This is a genomic window from Campylobacter concisus, assembly GCF_002913545.1.
In the GTDB taxonomy this organism is placed as follows: Bacteria; Campylobacterota; Campylobacteria; order Campylobacterales; family Campylobacteraceae; genus Campylobacter_A; species Campylobacter_A concisus_AV.
In genome coordinates this window covers 1-494 of the sequence record NZ_PPBR01000042.1, presented here as the reverse complement: position 1 = coordinate 494, position 494 = coordinate 1, and the positions used below count along the sequence as shown (strand labels likewise).

The 494-nt window shown below is 34.0% G+C and carries 1 protein-coding gene; it reads left to right on the top strand.

Annotation, left to right across the window (positions count from 1 at the left end; genetic code table 11):
- Positions 1-399: 399 nt before the first annotated feature.
- Positions 400-494 (top strand): hypothetical protein (locus CYP05_RS10330; RefSeq protein WP_430747658.1); only part of this gene is annotated, 95 nt, incomplete at its 3' end.

Genomic DNA, 494 nt, shown 5'->3' with positions numbered 1-494 from the left:
GCTATATATAATATAAGTGTGTAACCTACAAACTGCAAAAATTGGCAATTCTTGTCAAATTAATAAACTAATCTTCCCTATAAGTTTTTGCACTGACCGAATTAAATTTTATAGCCGATTTTTGTGTTTGAATTTGGGGGGTTAATACGACACACCGCAATGGGTGACTTGTAACATGTGACGTAAGTTTACTTTAAGTTATATTGTGACACAATTCAAGTATCCAAAAACAAGAGAACCTGAAACACCTTTTTAAATTTATGGTTCTCTTTTTTATCATGCAGTTAAATTATGGCACAAGATGCTAAAAATTTCAAAAAGAGAAACTGGACTTTTCTCGCATACCCTGCTAGTATGCCTACCAACTGGCTTGCAATATTACAATAAACAGGCTCACCTATCTTTTTTTCACCGCCACACGATACAGATTTGAATACAGATGTACACGAGAAAAAGACACATTATCACGTAATTTGTTCTGGGGTGTTTATGGT